This is a genomic window from Pseudanabaena biceps PCC 7429, from assembly GCF_000332215.1.
GTDB lineage: Bacteria > Cyanobacteriota > Cyanobacteriia > Pseudanabaenales > Pseudanabaenaceae > Pseudanabaena > Pseudanabaena biceps.
Genome location: NZ_ALWB01000341.1, coordinates 1 through 3,110, shown reverse-complemented (window position 1 = coordinate 3,110; position 3,110 = coordinate 1). Strand labels below are relative to the sequence as shown.

Here is a 3,110-nt window from a genome sequence, read left to right as displayed (position 1 = left end):
TAAATACTGTCATTGATTTTTTCCGTCAAGCTTTAATTGATCCTTCTTCTATTTCTCTCATTCCTATTCTTACCTGAATTCTTACTTTGAAAGTAGAAGTAGACCGTTGAATATGGTGGCAAATCATGGGGTAGATTTTCCCATGTACAACCATTCTTGGTTATGTAGAAAATCCCATTCAGCACTTCCCGAAAATTTGTTTTTGGTGGTCTCCCCAATTTTGATGGTTTTGGCAACATTGGTGCAATTATTTCCCACTCTTCATTGGATAAATCGGTATTATAGGGTTGGCGCATTTTGGCAGACTGATACTAGACTTCACCAATATTCATACCTGTTTTAGTGCCCCCTTGCTTTCTTAAATGCTTTCTTAGACTAAGGTGAGTTTTAAGCAATTGTATTCCTTCCTTTGTAGTTGGTTGACAAGCCCAAAGGAAAAATGGAAGTAATAAAAGAATGAATGATTGTCTTGCTAGATATTTCATCTTCTCAAACATGCTCTTACGTTACTATGACTAAGCAAAGCTAAACCCTAGGCAGAGAATGGCAAAGCGATTTTCTGCCTAGGGTTTAGCTTTGCTTGGGTTTAAGCTTCAGGATTGGGCGGACACCAGAATAGATTTTGGCTGGATATACCGAGAGATTCAAGGATTTCCTTCATGGCTTTCGTGCATTCCATCCAATACTCTTGACTGTCATACATTCCATCGGGACTGAAATAGAGATCGTAATGTAGTAGATTGGGAATATTCGCGAACTCATCGGATGCTTGCTTGGAAATGAGCAAAACGCGGAAAGGCTTACCTTGACATTTAATTGTCAGTTTATCGATTAAGTCGATTACATAGTCTCGATTAGTGACACCAGTACGGATAAACAGTACTTCATCACAATGTTTGAGAGTGTATAAAAATCTGCTTGCCCTTGCCGAGTAGCGAACTCGCATTCTCTCGTGGATAGGATATATGTTATTTACGGGATCTTCATTATCTTCGATTTCATGCCCGAAGGATAGCCCAGACCACTTAGAATGGTAAATCCTTCTCTCTTGGGGATTGTAATGGAGATAAGCAGGATTCCACATATCTTTAAAATCATTGACTACCAGATCGGTCACATCGCCGAGATTGGTGGAACGGGTCAAATCAAAGGGAAATGCTGGTCCATCATATTCCATTTTATACAAAAGCATTCTGGCGGCACAACGATCGCCTAAAGGTAAAATCGCAATCCGATTGATTTCTGACAATTTACACTTGTATTTCAGTAGCATCGTCGATTTGGCGGGAGCTTTGACTCTACTCTCCAAACCGCGATCGCCGATCATCATGGTGCGAAATGGTGCGTCGGGATGAACGGGATCGTGATAGACTCCCGCAGGCATCGCCGCTAGCGCCGACCGAATCTCTTTCCACATTGGGTGGATGTTGTATTCTTCATAGGATTCGTTGATGATGCGAATTGTGTGATTGCTTTCTTTGAGAATACCTAGATGTCCGTCGTAGTAAAGGATTTCTGCATTTTGAGGCGCGAAAAACTTGAGGGCGGCGCAATACTGAAGATCGACCCCAATCGGAACGTTTACTGTGTTTTCAATTGAACCGTTAAAGCCCACGGTTAATATTGGCAAAACTCCTAGTTCATCATTTTTGGAAATGTATGATGTGCCAAAAGTTAATCCTGCTTTGCGTTTTAGGGCTTCTTGTAATTCTTTCCAAGTGGCGGTGATGTTGTAGGGATATGCCGAACCGTTGATAATTCGCAGGGTTTGGGCTTCGGGACAGGCAAGGATTTGGAAACCAAATTTATCCTTGTAAACGCGGATCTCTTCTAAGTTTTTGTGATCGGTCGTGGTTTGGATCATCTTGAGGCGATCGCGTTTCATCTGAAACAAATCCAGATTAATGGACTCAAACATCATCTGATGTCCTAGCGTATTGGGGTGCGCCACATCCGTATATATTTCAGATTTCCATCCGCCATAGCCATTATCCAAAGCATCAAGCCAATTGAGCATCGGCACTGACCAACCCAGCATTCGATGGTGAGTATCGCGTAATAGCCAGTTATGCTCAGGATGGTAATCTCCATGGGGGTATAGACCTCCAATCATCGGGATCGCGCCCAAATCTTGGGTCATTTTGATGAGTTGTAACAGTCCGCTCTCAAAGCGACGCTGGACGGCACGGCGATCATGAGGACGACAATAGGCTAGCCCCTCGTTGCCAAGGGAAAGGGCAATAATTACGATATCTGGCTTCTCTGGTACAACTACCGATGCGAAGCGCTCGATCGTACTAGTGACATTCGCCCCTAACTGCGATCGGTTGATCGTTTGATGCCCATACTTTTCGCTTAGGGCTTTTCCGAGGTGACTTGCCCAGCCCTTGAGTAGCCAAGCACTACAGCCTAGCGCCACAGAGCTACCAATAACTAAGACCTTCAATCCATCGGGCGAAAGTGGCGCTGGAACTGGAGCGATCGCTTTTTCAAAATAGCCGTAGGGATAGGCATTAACAAAACCAAAGGGGGTATCATCAACGATGATGGTTGAAGTTTTGGAGTTAAGGTATTCTGGCTCTATGGAAACCCAGCGATTAGCACCATCATCAGTCTCCCATTGCGCTTTGCCATCAGCATCTATGCGCACATATTTATATTCAATTTTCTCCTGCGATTCAGGCAAACTAGAAGCATCAATTGCAACATCTATCCACCAAATTGGATAGCGATCGCCCGATGTTTGTAAAGGTAAATATTTTTTGGTATTCCACAACCCTAACTGAGGAATCGAGCCAACTATGCCAATCATTTCTCCATTTTGGGTGGAAGCCTTTACCTGAAATCTGTACATAGAGATATCTTCTCGGAGTAGGGGGAGCTAGTATTTATGCCTATTGGGGGTTGCGCAACCGCCTTAGGTATGATCTATTTTTTAAGTTATCACTTATTGTCCTTTAAGTCTGTTTTAGAAATTACAGCTATACCGAGAAAAAACGAGAAAAAGAATTGATGGTGCAAAACGCCACCAATCCTTTTTCTGGATCCTCTATTAACGTCAGTTCGGGTTAAGCTGGCAAATTTTAAAAGCCCAAAAGTAAAAGCCTTGC

At 43.1% G+C, this 3,110-nt stretch carries 2 protein-coding genes; both read right to left on the bottom strand.

The genetic code is table 11. The features are described from left to right. Positions 1-32: 32 nt before the first annotated feature. Positions 33-296 carry a transposase gene (locus PSE7429_RS24790; RefSeq protein WP_071590192.1) on the bottom strand — a complete coding sequence of 88 codons (264 nt, stop codon included), beginning with the start codon at positions 294-296 and terminating at the stop codon, positions 33-35. 290 nt (positions 297-586) lie between these two features. Next, the gene (locus PSE7429_RS21975; RefSeq protein ID WP_009629585.1) at positions 587-2,854 is read right to left on the bottom strand and encodes a DUF1796 family putative cysteine peptidase; all 2,268 of its coding nucleotides are present in this window, start codon (positions 2,852-2,854) and stop codon (positions 587-589) included. Between the last annotated feature and the right edge of the window lie 256 nt (positions 2,855-3,110).